The following is a 425-nucleotide window of genomic DNA, read 5'->3' on the forward strand; positions in this document are numbered from 1 at the left end:
CCTCGCGCAGGCGGCGCAGGTCCTGCCCAAGAGCATGCTGGCCGACGTGCCCGCGGTGGTGCAGGAGTACGGCACCCACTTCAAGCGCATCGGCCTGGACGCCTCGACGGCGTTCGGGATGATGAGCCAGTTCGTGCAGGCCGGCGGTAAGGACATCGACCAGGCAGGCGACATCCTCCACGAGTTCGCCCGCATCACGTCGGAGGAAACCGACCGCGCGAGCGAGGCGTACAAGGCCCTCGGCCTCGACAGCAAGAAGATGCTCGCCGACATCGGCAAGGGCGGGAAGCCCGCGGCCGACGCCCTGCAGCTCACCCTGGACAAGCTCCGCAACGTCCCGGACCCGGCCAAGCGCGCGCAACTCGGGGTGGCGCTCTTCGGCGACATGGCCGGTGAGGCAGCCGACGCCCTGCTCGCCATGAGCC

The 425-nt window shown here is 69.9% G+C and carries 1 protein-coding gene; it reads left to right on the top strand.

What is annotated here, in order from left to right; genetic code table 11:
• A partial coding sequence (locus tag OQ02_RS39315; protein WP_033443773.1) for a phage tail tape measure protein occupies nucleotides 1–425 on the top strand: 425 nt, incomplete at both ends.

This window comes from Saccharothrix sp. NRRL B-16314 (assembly GCF_000716595.1).
Lineage (GTDB): Bacteria > Actinomycetota > Actinomycetes > Mycobacteriales > Pseudonocardiaceae > Actinosynnema.